This is a genomic window from Streptomyces sp. NBC_01363 (genome assembly GCF_026340595.1).
GTDB lineage: Bacteria > Actinomycetota > Actinomycetes > Streptomycetales > Streptomycetaceae > Streptomyces.
On the sequence record NZ_JAPEPF010000001.1, the window covers coordinates 5365234 to 5381917 of the forward strand.

The window sequence follows — 16684 nt, forward strand, 5'->3', positions numbered from 1 at the left end:
CGCTCGCGGCCTCGCGGCGAGGCCGCGAGCGGTGGGCCCGGTCGCCCGAGCCCTCGGGTCACCGTGTCGCGACCAGGGGGCGCAGCGGGGTGTCGCGCAGCCGGATCACCGCCGGGGCGCAGCGCCGTGCCGCGAACGTCAGCAGCCAGGCGACGAGCGTGCCGGTCACCAGCCCGATCAGCACATCGTGCGGGTAGTGCACACCGATCCACACCCGGGACGCGGCCATCAGCACGGCGGCGGGCACCGCGATGGCGCCGAGCCGGCGGTCGGTCAGCCAGATCGCCGTCGCCGCGGCCGCCGCGATGGCGGCGTGGTTGCTGGGGAAGGACCAGTCGCCCAGTGCCGGGCATGCCTCCACCGTCACGACATGGAGGGTCTGGCACGGCCGCTGCTCGTGGAAGACCGATTTCACCAGGTCGTTGGCGAGATACGCGGCCACCACGACGAGCGGGGTGCAGAGCGCCATCGCGGTGCGAGCGGGATCGGTGGAGCGGGAGCGCCACCAGGAGGCGAGCATCAGCAGGGCGAACAGGGCGAGCCCGTAGTCCGACCAGATACGGATGACGGAATCCAGGGCGGTGGGGGAGCGCTGGGCCAGCTCGGTGATCCAGGTGTACAGTCCACCGTCGATCGAGGTGGCGGTGGAGGCGAGCGGCATCAGCTGTTTTCCCCTTCGGCGGTGCGCCGGCCCCGGGAGCGGAGCAGTTCGGCGGCGAGCGGGATGAGGGAGACCACGACCACGAGGGCGACGATCGGCAGCAGATAACGGTCGACGTTCGGCACCGAGGACCCCAGTGCGTAGCCCGCCAGGACCAGCCCGACGGTCCAGATCACGCCGCCGACGGCCTGCCACAGGGTGAACAGCCGGGCCGGGACGTTGAGTGCCCCGGCCAGCGGGTTGAGCACCGTGCGTACGACGGGTACGAAGCGGGCCAGCACGATCGCCCGCGCGTGGCCGTATCTGCCGAGGAGCTCCTCGGCGCGGGCGGCGCCCTCGTGCAGCCGTTTGGCGCGACTGCGGGCGAGCAGGGCCCGGCCGCCCCGTCGGCCGATCCAGTAGCCCGCCTGGGCGCCCAGCAGCGCACCGGCCACGGCGGCGATCAGGACCTGCGGCAACGACAGCCGCACCGGACCGTGGGCGCCGGACACGCAGAGAAGGCCCGCCGTGAACAGGAGGGAATCGCCGGGCAGGAAGAAGCCGACGAGCAGTCCCGTCTCGGCGAAGAGCACGACGGCGATGCCGAGCGCACCGAACGCTCCGAGCAGTGACCCCGCGTCCAGCAGGTTCACCGCCTGTGGTGCGGACGCCAGTGAGAATACGGACACGGTGGAGGGTCTCCCATAATGGTGAGCGGGCGGACCGACGGAACGCCCGGACTGACTACAGTGATGTAGACGGTCTACATCACTGTAGACGCCCGAAGGGGGAGGAGAGTTCCCATGTCCCAGGTGAAGGGGATATCGAGCGGAGAACCCCGCCCCCGCCCGCACGGCGAACCGGCTTCCGGACCGGCGCCGGAAGTCGCCCCGCAGCATCCGTCACCGCCTCCCGCCGCATCGGAACGCCGACCCGCCGGCGAGCTGGAGTCCACGATCCTGGCGGCGCTGTGGGCAGCCGGAGCCCCGCTCACCCCCGGTCAGGTCCAGAGCGCGATCGGTGCGGAACTCGCCCGCACCACCGTCGCGACGATCCTGTCGCGCCTGTACGAGAAGGGCACGGTCGCCCGCACCAGGGCCGGTCGCGGATTCGCCTACACCCCCACCGAGGACGCGCCCGGCCTGACCGCCCGCCGGATGCACAGCGAGCTGCGGAAGCAGGAGGACCGCAGCACCGTCCTGGCCCGGTTCGTCTCACAGCTCACCGACGAGGACGAGCAGCTGCTCCGGGACCTGCTCGACGGAGAAGCCCCATGATCTACGCAGTGTGGGTTCCGCTGCTGATGCCGTTCCTGGCGGTGCCCGCGGCCCGCCGTCTGGCGGACGCGCTGTCGCCGGTGCGTGCCGTACGGCTGCTCGCCGCGACGGGCGTCGGCCTCGCCGTGTGCAGCGTCCTCGCCCTGGTCCTGCTCGTGGTGCCCGGCGCGACCCGGTTCTCCGCGGTCTCCGCCGTGGGCGAACTCGTCAGACCGCTCTCCGACTCCGCCCCGGCCGTCACCGTGTCCCTGGCGGTCGCCGCACTGGCTCTCCTCGTGGGCTGCGCCGCCGCCGTCGCCCGCGCCGCACGCCGCCACTGGGCCGAGCTGTGCCGGGCCGGACGGTTCGACGGGCGCACCGCCGGTGAGCTGGCCGTCCTGCGCGACAGCCGCCCCGACGCCTACGCACTGCCGGGCCGCCCCGGGACTCCCGGCCGGATCGTCGTCACCACGGGAATGCTGCGCGCACTCGACCCCGCCGAACGCGATGCCCTGCTGGCACACGAACGCGCCCATCTCGCGGGCCGCCACCACCTCTTCATCGCCGCAGCCGAGGCCGCCGGGCTCTGCCACCCCGCGCTGCGTTCCCTGCGCGCCCCGATGGGCTACGCCCTGGAGCGCTGCGCCGACGAGGCGGCCGCCTCCGCCGTCGGGGACCGACGGGTCGCCGCCCGCGCCATCGGCCGGGCCGCCCTCGCCGCCCGCGCCGCCGAAGACGCTCCGCAGCCCCGTCCACGGGTGGCGCTTGCCGCAGCGGCCGGGCCCGTACCGCGCCGCGTCGCCGCGCTGCTCGGCCGGAATACGACACGGCCCCGCGTCGGCCGTGCCGCGGCGGCGGCGCTGCTGGCCTGCCTGGTCGTCTCCGGAGCCGCCGCGCTCGACGCGACGAGCGACCTGCACAGCAGCATCGAGGCGGCACAGGGCGAGAGCGCGCACCACTGATCCGTCCGCTCCCGTCCGTCCGGTTGTCGAACGGCCCGGTCAACAACCACCCTGATCGGGCGTCACCCGTCCGTCCGCCAGGTGCTCCCGCAGCCGGTCGAGGAAGACCCGCTGTCCCGTGACGAGCCGCTCCGCCGCGTCCCGGGGCGTGCACCAGGCGAACCGGTCGACCTCCGGGAACTCCCGCAGCACGCCCGACCCCCTCGGCCACTCCATGGTGAACGTCCCGGGGACCGCCGTCGCGGCATCGAGATCCGCCTCCAGCGCCCACACCGTCACCGTCTTGCCGCCGGACTGACGTGCCGCACCCAGCGCCACCCACTCACCGTCCGGCGCCGGACGTCCGAACTCCTCCTCGAACTCCCTGCGGGCGGCGGCCTCGGGTTCCTCCTCGGGGCCGTACTCCCCCTTGGGGATCGACCAGGCCGCGCTCTCGCGGCCCGCCCAGAACGGGCCGCCCATGTGCCCGATGAGCACTTCGAACCGGGCGCCGTCGTCCACGGCCGTGACGTCCATGGTCGCTTCGTCCACGACCGTATCGTCCATGGTCGCCTCGTCCACGGCCCCGTTCGGCCGGCGGAACAGGAGAAGGCCCGCACTGCGCCTGACGCGCTTCTGGGTTGGCATGCCGTCAAGTCTGCGTCCCGGCCGGGGCACACCGCCGCGGACGACACCCCTTTCCCGGCGATCACTGCCGTCATCGAGCCGACGCGTCCTGTTCGCCGCGAGGTTCCCGATGCCCCCTGGTGCGCGGTTGCGCGCGCCGCCATGCTGTCCGCCGACAGCGCCTTTGCCCGGACCGGGCCGCGCAACCATCGGGATTCCAGGAGGACTTGTGGGCCTTGGCATAGTCGGCAGGACAACCGGACCGCGCGGGAGGGCGGCGCGAGGACACGGGACGGTCGCGCGCCCGCTCGTGCTGCTCGTGACGGTGTCCGCCATGACCATCGGCGCGATCTCCCCCGCACTCGCCGATTCGAACCCCGACCCACGCCCCCGCACCCCCGCCGAGATCCTCAGACCGGTCGCTCCGCCACCCGCGAGCAACGCGGCAGGGGCGCTCCGATCGGTCGCGGACGGCGACGGCATCGAGACCGCGCGTACGTCCCGCCCGATCGCCCCGGGGGTCCGCCTCAGTTCGTACGACCGGCTCGAGTCCGACAAGTGGCTGCGGGTCGACAACCTCTCCGTCGACCTCACCGGCAGCGGCGTACGCGCCGACTACCTCTCCTCCGGCAAGGTCTCCGAGCGGCACACCGTCTCCGAACTGGCCGCCGGACACGACGCGGGCCGCGGCCGTCGCACCGTCGCCGCGATCAACGCCGATTTCTTCGACATCAACCAGACCGGCGCGCCCGAGGGGATCGGCATCAAGGACGGGGCCACCGTCCAGTCGCCCGCCCCCGGGATCGACCGGGCCGTCGGCATCGGTCCCGACAGCGCGGGCCGCATCCTGAACCTGTACTTCGAGGGGACACTCACCCTGCCCGCCGGGCAGCGGCCGCTCGTCGCGTACAACGCCGCCAATGTGCCGGCCGGCGGAGTCGGCGCGTACACCTCGGCCTGGGGAACCGCCGACCGTGCCCTGACCGTTGACAACGCGACCCCGGTCGCCGAAGCGGTCGTACGGGGCGGCAAGGTCGTCTCCGTCTCGCACACACCCGGATCGGGGGCCGTCCCCGACGGCACCACCGTCCTGGTCGGCCGCGAAGCCGGAGCCGGCGCACTCGACGCCCTGGAGCCCGGCGACCCGGTGTCCCTGACCTACCGGGCACGCACCGACGGCGGGGCCGTGCCGCGCACCGCCGTCGGCGGCCGCGAACTCCTCGTCGTCGACGGAGTCGCGCAGAACCACGACGGCGAGGGCAACAACACCGCCGCACCCCGCACCGCCGTCGGCTTCTCCAAGGACGGCCGGACCATGCAGATCCTCACCGTCGACGGGCGGCAGGCCGACAGCGGCGGCGTCACCCTCACCGAACTCGCCCTGATGATGCGGCGCGCCGGCTCGTACAGCGCACTCAACCTGGACGGCGGCGGATCGTCGACCCTCGTCGCCCGCGCACCCGGCAGCGACGCGCTCCAGGTGGAGAACAGCCCCTCCGACGGCAGCGAACGCACCGTCCCCAACGGCCTCGCCCTCACCGCCCCCGACGGCAGCGGACGACTGAAGGGCTACTGGGTCCAGCCCCGTACCCCCGCCGGCTTCGCCCCGGGCGTCGACCCCGTCAAGGGCGGCCACCCCGACCGGGTCTTCCCCGGCCTCACCCGGCGCCTCACCGCGACCGGGTACGACGAGACGTACGGGCCGAACGCGGGCCGGCGCACGGCAGCACCTCCCTGACCGTCCTCGACGAGCTGGCCCGGATCCAGCCCACCACCCGGCGGGTGGGCCTCGCCGACGCCGGGGCCACCGGCACCTTCGGCGTCGTCGGCCTCGACGCCCACGGCACCAGCGCCCCCGTCGAGCCGCGCGACATCGCGCTCGAGTACGACCGCGCCCTCTTCGACATCCGTGACGACGGACAGGGCTCCTTCACCGTTGCCTCGCGCACCGGCTCGGGCGCCGGACAGATCAAGGTGACCGTCGCGGGCACCACCACCGTCCTCGCCGTCAGCGTCGGCCTCACCGAACAGGCCGTCTCCTCCTTCGACGACGCCGGGTCCTGGAAGTTCAGCCAGGCCCGCGCGGACGGATCGCTGGCGGCCACACCCGACGGTCACAACGGCACCGGACTGAAGCTCGGCTACGACTTCACCCTGTCCACCGCGACCCGTGCCGCCTACGCCGCCCCGCCCCAGCCGGTCGCCGTGCCCGGCCAGCCCCAGTCGTTCAAGCTGTGGATCAAGGGCGACGGCCAGGGCGCCTGGCCGACCCTGCACCTCAAGGACGCGGCGGGCTCCGACCAACTGCTGCGCGGACCGTACATCACCTGGAACGGCTGGCGGCAGGTCACCTTCGCCGTGCCGCCGGGAGCCGCCATGCCGCTCTCCGTCTCCCGCTTCTACCTCGCGGAGACCGGGGCGGCCAAGCAGTACACGGGTGAGATCGTGATCGACGACCTCACCGCCCAGGTGCCACCCAGCGTCGACCTGCCCGAACAGGCCGCTCCCGCCGACCCGCTGATCGACCCGGCGGCCGTGACCGGGCGCAGGGACTGGCAGTTCGCGGTGATGTCCGACGCCCAGTTCGTCGCCCGCGACCCGGACAGCGCGATCGTCGCCCAGGCACGGCGGACCCTGCGCGAGATCAAGGCGGCGGCCCCGGACTTCCTGGTCGTCAACGGGGACCTGGTCGACGAAGGATCGCCCGCGGACCTGGCTTTCGCCCGCCGTATCCTCACCGAGGAACTCGGCGACTCGCTGCCCTGGTACTACGTACCGGGCAACCACGAGGTGATGGGCGGCCGCATCGACAACTTCGTCACCGAATTCGGGCCCGCCCAGGTCACCGAATTCGGGCCCGCCCAGCGGACGTTCGACCACAAGGGCACCCGCTTCGTCACGCTCGACACATCCAGCCTCAGCCTGCGCGGCGGGGGCTTCGCTCAGATCGAGCAGCTCCGCGCCCAGCTGGACGCGGCGGCGAAGGACCGTGACGTCGATTCGCTCATGCTGATCGAGCACGTGCCGCCGCGCGATCCGACCGCGCAGAAGGGCAGCCAACTCGGGGACCGCAAGGAGGCGGCCCTGGTCGAACAGTGGCTCGCCGACTTCCGCCGTACGACGGGCAAGGGCGCGGCCTTCATCGGCAGCCACGTGGGGGTCTTCCACGCCTCGCACGTCGACGGCGTGCCGTACCTCATCAACGGGAACTCCGGCAAGGCACCGGCCGGGCCCGCGGACGACGGCGGTTTCACCGGCTGGTCGCTGGTCGGCGCCGACCGCGTCAGCCACGGAGCACAGGCCGCCGCGCGGCAACAGCCGTGGCAGGGCGGGCCGGACTGGGTCTCCGTACAGACCCGCGCGCACGTGGACGCGCTGAGGATCGACGCGCCCGCGGTGCTCGGCACCGGAAGCCGTACGAAGGTCACCGCGACCGTCACCCAGGGGACCCGGAGCGTCCCGGTCGGCTTCCCGCTGGCCGCGGACTGGACCGGCTCCCCGAACGTCCACATCGGCGACCGGAGCGGCGCCCGTCACCGCCACACGGCGGTACTCGACCCGTCGACCGGCACCCTCACCGCGCTGCGGCCGGGGACGATCACGCTCGCCGTGACGGTCAACGGCACGACGCAGAAGGCGCAGATCAGGATCGCGGCAGCCGGGTCCGCGCCGGCGGCCTGACGGACCGAAGGCCGGTCCGCCCCGCCCCCGCCTGACAGGAGGCCGCCCCGCACCACGACACGGTGCGGGGCGGCCCCGCCGACCCCAGGGCGTGTTTGAGAAGTCCCGTCTGTCTCGCGGGGTCTGGCACGCACGCTCGCCGCGTTGCCGAAATGCCTGGTGGCTCCGCTACGAGGGCACCCCGGCGCCTTGCGATCGCACGCGCCGGACCCCGCGAGACCCGCCCTCCGGGCGGACGACGCTCGTGATCAGTACACCTAGAGCTTGCGGTACCCGTACGCCTCCGAAGCCGCAGCCGCCACCGCCGCGATGTCGCCGCCCGCCGACGCCGTGACCACGGCCGCCACGGCGCCCTCCACGAACGGCGCGTCCACCAGCCGGGAGCCGTCCGGCAGCTCGTCGCCCTCGGCCAGCATCGACTTGACCGTGAGCACCGCGCTCCCCAGATCGACCAGCAGCGCGACGCCCGCGCCGCAGTCCACCGACCTGGCGGCCTCGGCGATCAGCTCCGCACTCGTCCCGAGACCACCCGCCGGGGTGCCGCCGGCGGCGGCCACCGGAGCCGTGGCGCCACCCGCGGCAAGGCCCCTGGCCAGCTCGGCGACCGACTCGGCCACCGGGCCGCTGTGCGAGACCAGCACGATCCCGACCTGCTTCCCGTCACTCATGCGTCGCTCCCGTCCGCCGCCCGGGTATCGGCCAGCGCGGCGATCAGCAGGGCCGAGGACGTCGCCCCGGGATCCTGATGACCGATGCTGCGCTCACCCAGGTAGCTAGCCCTGCCCTTGCGGGCCTGCATCGGCACCGTCGCCAGCGCCCCCGCCTCGGCCGCGTCCCGGGCCGCCGCGAACGACGTGCCGAGCGCCTCGGCGGCCGGCAGCAGTGCATCGAGCATCGTCTTGTCCCCGGCCTGCGCCCCACCGAGCTGCGCCACGGCCGCGACGCCCACCCCGAGCGCCTCCGCCAACTGCTGCGGTGTCACGGTGGGGGCGTCGCCCAGGGCCTTTCCCGTACGCCGCAGCAGCGTCCCGTACAACGGGCCCGAAGCACCGCCGACCGTCGAGATCAACTGTCTGCCGGCCAGCATCAGTACGGCCCCCGGGGTCTGCGGCGGCGCCTTGTCCAGGACCGAGGTCACCGCAGCGAACCCGCGCTGCATATTGCTGCCGTGATCGGCGTCCCCGATCGCGGAGTCGAGGTCGGTGAGGTGGTCCGCCTCACGGCTCACCAGAGCCGCGGCCGCGGCCATCCAACGGTGGAAGAATTCGGCGTCGAGCACATGATCTCCTTGTCGCTCCAGCAGGACGGGGTGCGGTACCGGCGGATCAACGGCCCCAGCGCAGCGCAGGCGTCTCCACCGGCGCGTCCCAGAGCCGCAGCAGCTCCTCGTCCACCTGGCAGAGCGTCACCGAACAGCCCGCCATGTCGAGCGAGGTCACATAGTTCCCCACGAGCGTACGAGCTGCCACGACGCCCCGCTCGGACAGCACCCGCTGGACCTCGGCATTGAACCCGTACAGCTCCAGCAGAGGCGTCGCGCCCATCCCGTTGACCAGCACGATCACCGGTCCGGTCGGCCGCAGGTCGTCCAGCACCGCGTCCACCGCGAAGTCCGCGATCTCCCGTGAGGTCATCATCGGCCGCCGCTCCCGCCCCGGCTCGCCGTGAATGCCGATGCCGAGCTCCAGCTCACCTGGCGGCAGATCGAACGTGGGGGAGCCCTTGGCCGGCGTGGTGACGGCGCCGAGCGCCACCCCGAAACTCCGCGACGCCTCGTTCACCTGCCGGGCGACGGCCGCCACCCGCTCCAGCGGCGCACCCTCGTCGGCCGCCGCCCCGGCGATCTTCTCGATGAACAGGGTGGCGCCCGTACCCCGGCGCCCCGCCGTGAAGAGACTGTCGGTCACCGCCACGTCGTCATTGACCAGTACCTGGGTGACCTGTACGCCCTCGTCCTCGGCGAGCTCCGCGGCCATCTCGAAGTTCAGCACGTCACCCGTGTAGTTCTTGACGACGAACAGCACCCCCGCCCCGCTGTCGACCGCGGCGGCGGCCCGCACCATCTGATCCGGCACGGGCGAGGTGAACACCTCTCCGGGACAGGCCGCGGACAGCATCCCGGGCCCGACGAACCCCGCATGCAACGGCTCGTGCCCGGAACCGCCGCCGGAGACCAGCGCCACCTTCCCGGCCACGGGGGCGTCGCGTCGTACGACGACCCGGTTCTCGACATCCACGGTCAGCTCGGGGTGGGCGGCGGCCATACCGCGCAGTGCGTCCGCGACAACGGTTTCGGGGACGTTGATCAGCATCCTCAACGGTATCTCCTAGCGAGGTGGGAAGGTCCGGCAGCGAGCAGGGTGCACACGGGCCGGGCTGGATTCGCCTGGTCGCTGCCGACTCTACTGATGGCGTATCACGTTGTGCCGGAGGAGGCTGAACGAATGTGCGGCCGGGCAGCGCCGGGGCCGGGGGAGGCTCTACCGCTCTTCGATCTCGACGAGCGGTGCGTGCTGGTACCAGGTGCAGAAGACCGAGATCTCGCGGTCGTCCCGGGTGAAGGTCACCCGGATCCACTGCGGGGTCTTCCACACCTGCATCTGCCGGCCCGATTCGGGGGTCGCCGAGACCAGGGTCCGCCGAGGACCGCTTGATGCCGAAGACGACGCGGCCCCCGTCGACGGTGTAGCCCTTCACGTTCACGGCCCCGCCCGACGGCCTGCGGACCGTGTCGTCCTTGCCGCCCCTGCTGCCGGGCGCGGACTCGCTCGGCTCCGGGGACTTCTCGTGGCGGTACGTGAAGTAGGGCTGCGGCTTCGCTTCTTCGTCCGCGGGGCGTGCCGCGTCCGCGATCGGCAGGGCGCGGGGCGGGTGTACGCGGTCCCCGACAGCACCGTGTGGACGCCCCACCAGGATGGCGTGACCGCAGCCCCCGTGGAGAGCGCCCGAGCTGTGCCGTGCATCAGTCCTCGTCGCATCGCGGACCATAGTGCACCGTGTGCGCCCGCGGTATGCCTGGCGGTACGCCCGCCCCGGCCCGCCGCCGGGGCGCGGCCCGACGCGGATGACGCGCGGCCTCCGCCGCCGCTCCGCGCGGCCCGTCGCCCCGTACCCGTTCCGTCGCCGTGCTGTCAGACGCCCGCCGCCCGCGCCGCCCCGTACACCTCGGCCGCCACGTCGATCAGCTCCGAGGCGTCGCGTGTCGTGCCCTGGAGATCCAGCAGGATCTCCGGAACGCCCGTCGCGGCATGGGCCACCAGGTCCTCGACGATCTGGGCCACATCGCCGTGGAAGGGGGCGCGGTCCGCACCACCGACCGGTTCGGCGCTGTACCTGGCGTTGGCACGGGCGCAGACGCCGACCGGACGCTCCCGGCCGCGCTCGGCAGCCAGGTCCTGGACCCGCTTCCACTGCTCGGTCAGCTGGGCGGCGCCCATGGCCACGGGCATCCAGCCGTCCGCCCGGTCGACCAGCCGGCGGGTGGCCCGGGGGCTGTTCGCCGGCAGATAGACCGGGATGGGGCGCACCGGCTTCGGGCCGACCTCGGACGGGGCGATGGTGGTCAGCTCGCCCTCGTACGCGACCGGATCCGGGCCCCAGACCGCCGCGCACACGTCCAGCAGCTCGTCCAGGACCGCACCACGCTTCTCGAAGGGGGCGACCGAGGCGGCCGCGTACTCGTCCAGGGACCAGCCCGTGCCGATGCCCGCGATCACCCGGCCGCCGCTCGCGACATCGAGCGAGGCGAGCGAACGGGCCAGCTGGAACGGTACGTGCAGCGGCGCGACCAGGACGCTGGTGCCGAGCCTGGCCCGGCTCGTGGCCCCGGCGGCCAGCGCGAGCGTGATCAGCGGGTCGGCGACACTGCGGTACTGCTCGGGCCAGGGCAGCCCCGGAACGCCGTACAGCCCCTGCGTGGCGGGCTCGGGAAAGATGATCCGCTCGAAGACCCACAGGCTCTCGTAGCCGACCTCCTCCGCCGCGCGTGCCACGGCGGCCACATCGCGGCCGATGTCGTACTGCTTCATCTGCGGAAGACCGAGACCCAGCGAGACCGGCATGTGCGCACTCCTTCTGGCGGACAGTGGGGCAACCACCGTATGACACTTGCCTGTTGCCCGCCGGGCTTACTGCCGGGGGTGTCGTCGGGTGCGATCACGATCCGGGGCGGGTGTACGCCGCGCGACCGGGGTGACACGCTTCGCCGTCGATGAGAGCAGGGCCCTGTCGAGGCCGGGGCGATCACGAGATATCTTGATGTCAAGCAATGTTGCAGACGTGGAGCGGAGCACAGGGTGACTGACTCGACCATCATCTATACACACACCGACGAGGCCCCGGCCCTGGCGACGTATTCGTTCTTGCCGGTTGTCCAGGCGTACGCCTCGACGGCCGGGGTCAATGTCGAGAGCCGTGACATCTCGCTGGCCGGACGCATCATCGCCGGCTTCCCCGAGCGTCTGGAGGAGGGCCAGCGCATCGACGACGCGCTCGCCGAGCTCGGTGAGCTGGCCAAGCGGCCCGAGGCCAACATCATCAAGCTGCCGAACATCTCGGCCTCGATCCCGCAGCTGAAGGCGGCCATCGCCGAGCTCCAGGCGCAGGGCTACGCGCTCCCGGACTACCCGGACGACCCGCAGACCGACGAGGACAAGGACGTCCGCGCGCGCTACGACAAGGTCAAGGGCAGCGCGGTGAACCCCGTGCTGCGCGAGGGCAACTCCGACCGCCGTGCCCCCGCCTCGGTCAAGAACTACGCCAAGGCGCACCCGCACCGCATGGGCAAGTGGTCCGCCGACTCGAAGACGAACGTCGCCACCATGGGCGTCGACGACTTCCGCTCCACCGAGAAGTCCACGGTCATCGCCGAGGCCGGTTCGCTGCGCATCGAGCTCGCCGGTGACGACGGCAGCACCACCGTGCTGCGCGAGTCGGTGCCGGTGCTCGCGGGCGAGGTCGTCGACGTGGCGGTCATGCGCGTCGCGGCGCTGCGCGAGTTCTTCACCGCGCAGGTCGCCCGCGCCAAGGCCGAGGGCGTGCTGTTCTCCGTCCACCTCAAGGCCACCATGATGAAGGTCTCCGACCCGATCATCTTCGGCCACGTGGTCCGCGCCTTCTTCCCGAACACCTTCGCCAAGTACGGTGAGGTGCTCGTCGCGGCCGGTCTGTCCCCGAACGACGGCCTCGGCGCCATCCTCAAGGGTCTGGACTCGGTGCCGCACGTGGGCGCCGAGATCAAGGCGTCCTTCGAGGCCGAGCTGGCCGAGGGCCCCGCGCTGGCCATGGTCGACTCGGACAAGGGCATCACCAACCTGCACGTACCGAGCGATGTCATCGTCGACGCCTCCATGCCGGCCATGATCCGCACCTCCGGTCACATGTGGGGCCCGGACGGCGAGGAGGCCGACACCCTCGCCGTGCTGCCGGACAGCAGCTACGCGGGTGTCTACCAGGTCGTCATCGACGACTGCCGCGCCAACGGCGCCTTCGACCCGTCGACGATGGGCTCGGTGCCGAACGTCGGTCTGATGGCCCAGAAGGCCGAGGAGTACGGCAGCCACGACAAGACCTTCGAGATCCCCGCCACCGGCACGGTGCGGGTCCTCGACGGCAGCGGCGACGTCGTGCTGGAGCAGGCCGTGGGCGCCGGCGACATCTTCCGCATGTGCCAGGCCAAGGACCTGCCGATCCAGGACTGGGTCAAGCTCGCCGTCACCCGCGCCCGCGCCACCGGCGTCCCGGCCGTGTTCTGGCTCGACGAGGACCGCGCCCACGACGCGCAGCTGATCGCCAAGGTCAAGACGTACCTCGCCGACCACGACACCGACGGTCTGCAGATCGAGATCATGTCGCCGGTGAAGGCCACCGCGTTCTCGCTGGAGCGCATCCGCCGCGGCGAGGACACCATCTCGGTCACCGGCAACGTGCTGCGTGACTACCTGACCGACCTGTTCCCGATCCTGGAGCTGGGCACGAGCGCGAAGATGCTCTCCGTCGTCCCGCTCATGAACGGCGGCGGTCTGTTCGAGACGGGCGCCGGCGGCTCCGCGCCCAAGCACGTGCAGCAGCTCGTCAAGGAGAACTACCTGCGCTGGGACAGCCTGGGCGAGTTCTTCGCGCTCGCGGCCAGCTTCGAGCACCTGGCGGCCACCACGGGCAACGCGCGCGCCCAGATCCTCGCCGACACCCTCGACCGCGCGACCGGCACCTTCCTCAACGAGGACAAGTCGCCGAGCCGCAAGCTGGGCGGGATCGACAACCGCGGCAGCCACTTCTACCTGGCGCTCTACTGGGCCCAGGAGCTGGCGCAGCAGACCGACGACGCACAGCTCGCGCAGGCGTTCGCCGCGCTCGCGAAGACGCTGGGCGAGCAGGAGCAGACCATCGTCGACGAGCTGATCGCGGTGCAGGGCTCGCCGGTCGACATCGGTGGCTACTACCAGCCCGACCCGGCCAAGGCCTCGGCCGTCATGCGTCCGTCGGAGACGTTCGTCCAGGCCATCGCCGCCATCGGCTGACGAGACGCCTGAGACGGTCTGACGAAACACCCGCGGAGAAGGGGCGCGTCCGGTCGCCCCCATCCCTCCCGCCCCGGTCGGCACCATGCCCGGCCGGGGCGGTTCCACGTCCCGGACCGGCACCGCGGCCAGGCCGCCGACTTGGAGACTTTCCGCGCAGCCAGAGCCGCAGGGAGCCGTTCCGGCGATAGGTTCGGACGCGCGGACCAACCGTGCTGTGGAGGAGGAGGGGCCGTGCTGACAGGCAGGAACGCCGTGGTCACCGGTGGATCACGGGGTATCGGCCGCGCGATCGTCGAGCGCCTGTGCCGCGACGGGGCACACGTGGTCTTCAACTACGCGACCAGCGACGACGCCGCGGCCGAGGTCGTCCGTACGGTGCGGGGCAACGGCGGCAGGGTCCGGGCCGTCCGACTGGATCTCGTGGCGGTCAACACCAGAGCGGTCTTCACGACGATCCGCCACGCGGCGCTGCGGATGCGCGACGGCGGCCGCATCGTGAACATCTCCACGGCCAACACCGTGCGGCCGGGCCCCGGCATCTCCGCCTACGTGGCGAGCAAGGGCGCGGTCGAGCAGCTCACCGTCGTCGCCGCCCATGAACTCGGGGCCCGCGGGATCACGGTCAACACCGTCTCGCCCGGCGCCACCGACACCGAACTGCTGCGCGGCACCAACCAGCCGCAGGCACTGGAGGCAGTCACCGGCATGATCCCGCTGCGCCGACTGGGGGAACCCGCGGACGTGGCCGATGCGGTCGCCTTCCTCGCCGGCCACGACGGCCGATGGATCACGGGGCAGAACATCCGCGCGACCGGCGGACTGGCCTGAGCACCGCCGGGGGAGCCCGTCGCCGGTCCCGGGTCCGGGCGTTCACCGGATCGATGGCCAACGGCACCGGACCGTAAAGGAGTTCGGCCGTCAGCTCCCCGGTCCACGGTGGACCGTCGGCATGAAACGACCTGCCTCCGCCGCCGGTTGACCGGACCGAAGGCCCGCGTTCCGTGTTCCGCGCGCACGACCGTCACGGTGTCCGTCGCGCTGCCGTGGACCGCCACGGCCCCGGCCCGCACCCGCAATCGACACGCCCCTGCGCATGGGCGCCCTGACGGGTGAATGTCACGCGGCGGCGGGCGGCGGGCCACGCATAGCGGCCCCGCGGCTGATTTGCTGCACCTGGAATCTGGCGTGACGCGCGCGGGACCGGTCTGTCGGCCGTCCCGGTGGAAACGGCGCCCCTGCCGGGTGCTCGGTCCACCCGCGAACGACAACCGAAGGAGCGTCCCAGTGACGACGACGGGCACAACAGGGGCAGCCGACGAAGAGGAGGCGTACGCGAACGAGCTTCCGGTCCGTGCCAAGGAACCGGGAAACGTCGTCATCAAGTGGCTGACCACCACCGACCACAAGACGATCGGCACGCTCTACCTCGTCACCTCGTTCGCCTTCTTCATCGTCGGTGGTGTGCTGGCCCTGGTCATGCGCGCCGAGCTGGCGCGTCCGGGGATCCAGATCGTCTCGCCCGAGCAGTTCAACCAGGCGTTCACGATCCACGGCACGATCATGCTGCTGATGTTCGCGACGCCGCTGTTCGCCGGATTCACCAACTGGATCATGCCGCTGCAGATCGGCGCGCCCGACGTGGCGTTCCCGCGGCTGAACATGTTCGCGTACTGGCTGTACCTCTTCGGCTCGATCGTCGTGGTCGCCGGCTTCCTCACCCCGAACGGCGCGGCGGACTTCGGCTGGTTCGCCTACTCCCCGCTGACCGACGCGGTCCGCTCGCCGGGCATCGGCAGCGACATGTGGATCATGGGTCTGGCCTTCTCCGGCTTCGGCACGATCCTCGGTTCGGTCAACTTCATCACCACGATCATCTGCATGCGCGCTCCCGGCATGACGATGTTCCGCATGCCGATCTTCGTCTGGAACGTCCTGCTGACCGCTGTGCTGGTCCTGCTGGCCTTCCCGGTCCTCGCGGCGGCCCTCCTGGTACTGGAGGCGGACCGCAAGTTCGGCGCGCACGTCTTCGACCCGGCCAACGGAGGCGCACTGCTCTGGCAGCACCTCTTCTGGTTCTTCGGCCACCCGGAGGTGTACATCATCGCCCTGCCGTTCTTCGGCATCGTCAGCGAGGTCATCCCGGTCTTCAGCCGGAAACCGATCTTCGGCTACATCGGCCTGATCAGCGCGACGATCGCCATCGCGGGCCTCTCCGCGACCGTGTGGGCGCACCACATGTACGTCACGGGCGGTGTGCTGCTGCCGTTCTTCTCGTTCATGACCTTCCTCATCGCGGTACCGACCGGCGTGAAGTTCTTCAACTGGATCGGCACGATGTGGAAGGGATCGCTGTCCTTCGAGACACCGATGCTCTGGTCGATCGGCTTCCTGGTGACCTTCCTCTTCGGCGGCCTGACCGGTGTCATCCTCGCGTCGCCCCCGATGGACTTCCACGTGTCGGACTCGTACTTCGTCGTCGCGCACTTCCACTACGTCGTCTTCGGCACCGTGGTCTTCGCGATGTTCTCCGGATTCCACTTCTGGTGGCCGAAGTTCACCGGCAAGATGCTGGACGAGCGGCTCGGCAAGATCACGTTCTGGACGCTGTTCGTGGGCTTCCACGGCACGTTCCTGGTGCAGCACTGGCTCGGTGCCGAGGGAATGCCGCGCCGCTACGCGGACTACCTCGCCGTCGACGGTTTCACCGCGCTGAACACGATCTCGACGATCTCCTCGTTCCTGCTCGGCCTGTCGATGCTGCCGTTCCTCTACAACGTGTGGAAGACCGCCAAGTACGGCAAGAACGTCGGGGTCGACGACCCGTGGGGCTACGGCCGCTCGCTGGAGTGGGCGACCTCCTGCCCGCCGCCGCGGCACAACTTCCACACCCTGCCGCGGATCCGTTCCGAATCCCCGGCCTTCGACCTGCACCATCCCACGGTCCGCGCGCTCGACGAAGCCCTCAACCGTCCGGAGATGGAGTTCCCCCGGTCCCAGGGGGACGAGCGGGCGTGACCA

At 71.6% G+C, this 16684-nt stretch carries 12 protein-coding genes and 1 pseudogene; 6 read left to right on the forward strand and 7 right to left on the reverse strand.

Annotated features, from left to right (window positions below; all coding sequences use genetic code 11):
* Positions 1-58 precede the first annotated feature (58 nt).
* Entirely contained in the window at positions 59-661 is a 603-nt protein-coding gene (locus OG611_RS24335) for a phosphatase PAP2 family protein (protein ID WP_266423815.1), read from the reverse strand.
* Positions 661-1329 (reverse strand): DedA family protein, encoded by a 669-nt coding sequence (locus OG611_RS24340; RefSeq protein ID WP_266423818.1) that lies wholly within the window; start codon positions 1327-1329, stop codon positions 661-663. The genes OG611_RS24335 and OG611_RS24340 overlap by 1 nt, the downstream gene beginning before the upstream one ends.
* Positions 1330-1584: 255 nt before the next feature.
* Between OG611_RS24340 and OG611_RS24345 the strand changes: the two genes are divergently transcribed.
* Positions 1585-1917: a BlaI/MecI/CopY family transcriptional regulator gene (locus tag OG611_RS24345; protein ID WP_266426185.1), complete on the forward strand. Its 333-nt coding sequence runs from the start codon at positions 1585-1587 to the stop codon at positions 1915-1917.
* A complete protein-coding gene (locus OG611_RS24350; RefSeq protein ID WP_266423820.1) occupies positions 1914-2858 on the forward strand; it encodes a M56 family metallopeptidase in 945 nt (314 codons plus the stop codon). Before OG611_RS24345 ends, OG611_RS24350 begins: the two co-directional genes overlap by 4 nt.
* A gap of 39 nt (positions 2859-2897) precedes the next feature.
* Here OG611_RS24350 and OG611_RS24355 read toward each other — a convergent pair whose 3' ends face one another.
* Positions 2898-3374 carry an NUDIX domain-containing protein gene (locus tag OG611_RS24355; protein ID WP_266426188.1) on the reverse strand — a complete coding sequence of 159 codons (477 nt, stop codon included), beginning with the start codon at positions 3372-3374 and terminating at the stop codon, positions 2898-2900.
* 424 nt (positions 3375-3798) lie between these two features.
* On the opposite strand from OG611_RS24355, the pseudogene OG611_RS24360 reads away from it, so the two are divergent.
* A pseudogene (locus OG611_RS24360) lies at positions 3799-7145 on the forward strand (phosphodiester glycosidase family protein).
* A gap of 257 nt (positions 7146-7402) precedes the next feature.
* Here the strand turns inward: OG611_RS24360 and OG611_RS24365 are convergent.
* The 4 genes from OG611_RS24365 to OG611_RS24385 all read right to left on the reverse strand — a co-directional run bounded on the left by OG611_RS24365 (position 7403) and on the right by OG611_RS24385 (position 11206).
* Positions 7403-7813 carry a PTS-dependent dihydroxyacetone kinase phosphotransferase subunit DhaM gene (locus tag OG611_RS24365; RefSeq protein WP_266423822.1) on the reverse strand — a complete coding sequence of 137 codons (411 nt, stop codon included), beginning with the start codon at positions 7811-7813 and terminating at the stop codon, positions 7403-7405.
* Positions 7810-8424 carry a dihydroxyacetone kinase subunit DhaL gene (gene dhaL, locus OG611_RS24370; RefSeq protein ID WP_266423825.1) on the reverse strand — a complete coding sequence of 205 codons (615 nt, stop codon included), beginning with the start codon at positions 8422-8424 and terminating at the stop codon, positions 7810-7812. Before dhaL ends, OG611_RS24365 begins: the two co-directional genes overlap by 4 nt.
* A 46-nt stretch (positions 8425-8470) precedes the next feature.
* Positions 8471-9463 carry a dihydroxyacetone kinase subunit DhaK gene (gene dhaK / locus OG611_RS24375; protein WP_266423826.1) on the reverse strand — a complete coding sequence of 331 codons (993 nt, stop codon included), beginning with the start codon at positions 9461-9463 and terminating at the stop codon, positions 8471-8473.
* A gap of 813 nt (positions 9464-10276) precedes the next feature.
* Entirely contained in the window at positions 10277-11206 is a 930-nt protein-coding gene (locus OG611_RS24385; protein ID WP_266423829.1) for an LLM class F420-dependent oxidoreductase, read from the reverse strand.
* A gap of 234 nt (positions 11207-11440) precedes the next feature.
* Between OG611_RS24385 and OG611_RS24390 the strand changes: the two genes are divergently transcribed.
* The 3 genes from OG611_RS24390 to ctaD all read left to right on the forward strand — a co-directional run bounded on the left by OG611_RS24390 (position 11441) and on the right by ctaD (position 16681).
* The gene (locus OG611_RS24390; protein ID WP_266423832.1) at positions 11441-13663 is read left to right on the forward strand and encodes an NADP-dependent isocitrate dehydrogenase; all 2223 of its coding nucleotides are present in this window, start codon (positions 11441-11443) and stop codon (positions 13661-13663) included.
* A 234-nt stretch (positions 13664-13897) separates the two neighbouring features.
* The gene (locus OG611_RS24395) at positions 13898-14494 is read left to right on the forward strand and encodes an SDR family oxidoreductase (RefSeq protein WP_266423835.1); all 597 of its coding nucleotides are present in this window, start codon (positions 13898-13900) and stop codon (positions 14492-14494) included.
* A 456-nt stretch (positions 14495-14950) separates the two neighbouring features.
* Positions 14951-16681 (forward strand): cytochrome c oxidase subunit I, encoded by a 1731-nt coding sequence (gene ctaD / locus OG611_RS24400; protein ID WP_266423838.1) that lies wholly within the window; start codon positions 14951-14953, stop codon positions 16679-16681.
* The last annotated feature ends 3 nt before the right edge of the window (positions 16682-16684 follow it).

What these genes read in the sequence shown, in the direction of transcription:
- OG611_RS24335 (WP_266423815.1), bottom strand. Translation starts at nt 661, where the DNA reads ATGCCGCTCGCCTCCACCGCCACCTCGATCGACGGTGGACTGTACACC.
- OG611_RS24350 (WP_266423820.1), top strand. Translation starts at nt 1,914, where the DNA reads ATGATCTACGCAGTGTGGGTTCCGCTGCTGATGCCGTTCCTGGCGGTG.
- OG611_RS24355 (WP_266426188.1), bottom strand. Translation starts at nt 3,374, where the DNA reads ATGGACGTCACGGCCGTGGACGACGGCGCCCGGTTCGAAGTGCTCATC.
- OG611_RS24365 (WP_266423822.1), bottom strand. Translation starts at nt 7,813, where the DNA reads ATGAGTGACGGGAAGCAGGTCGGGATCGTGCTGGTCTCGCACAGCGGC.
- OG611_RS24385 (WP_266423829.1), bottom strand. Translation starts at nt 11,206, where the DNA reads ATGCCGGTCTCGCTGGGTCTCGGTCTTCCGCAGATGAAGCAGTACGAC.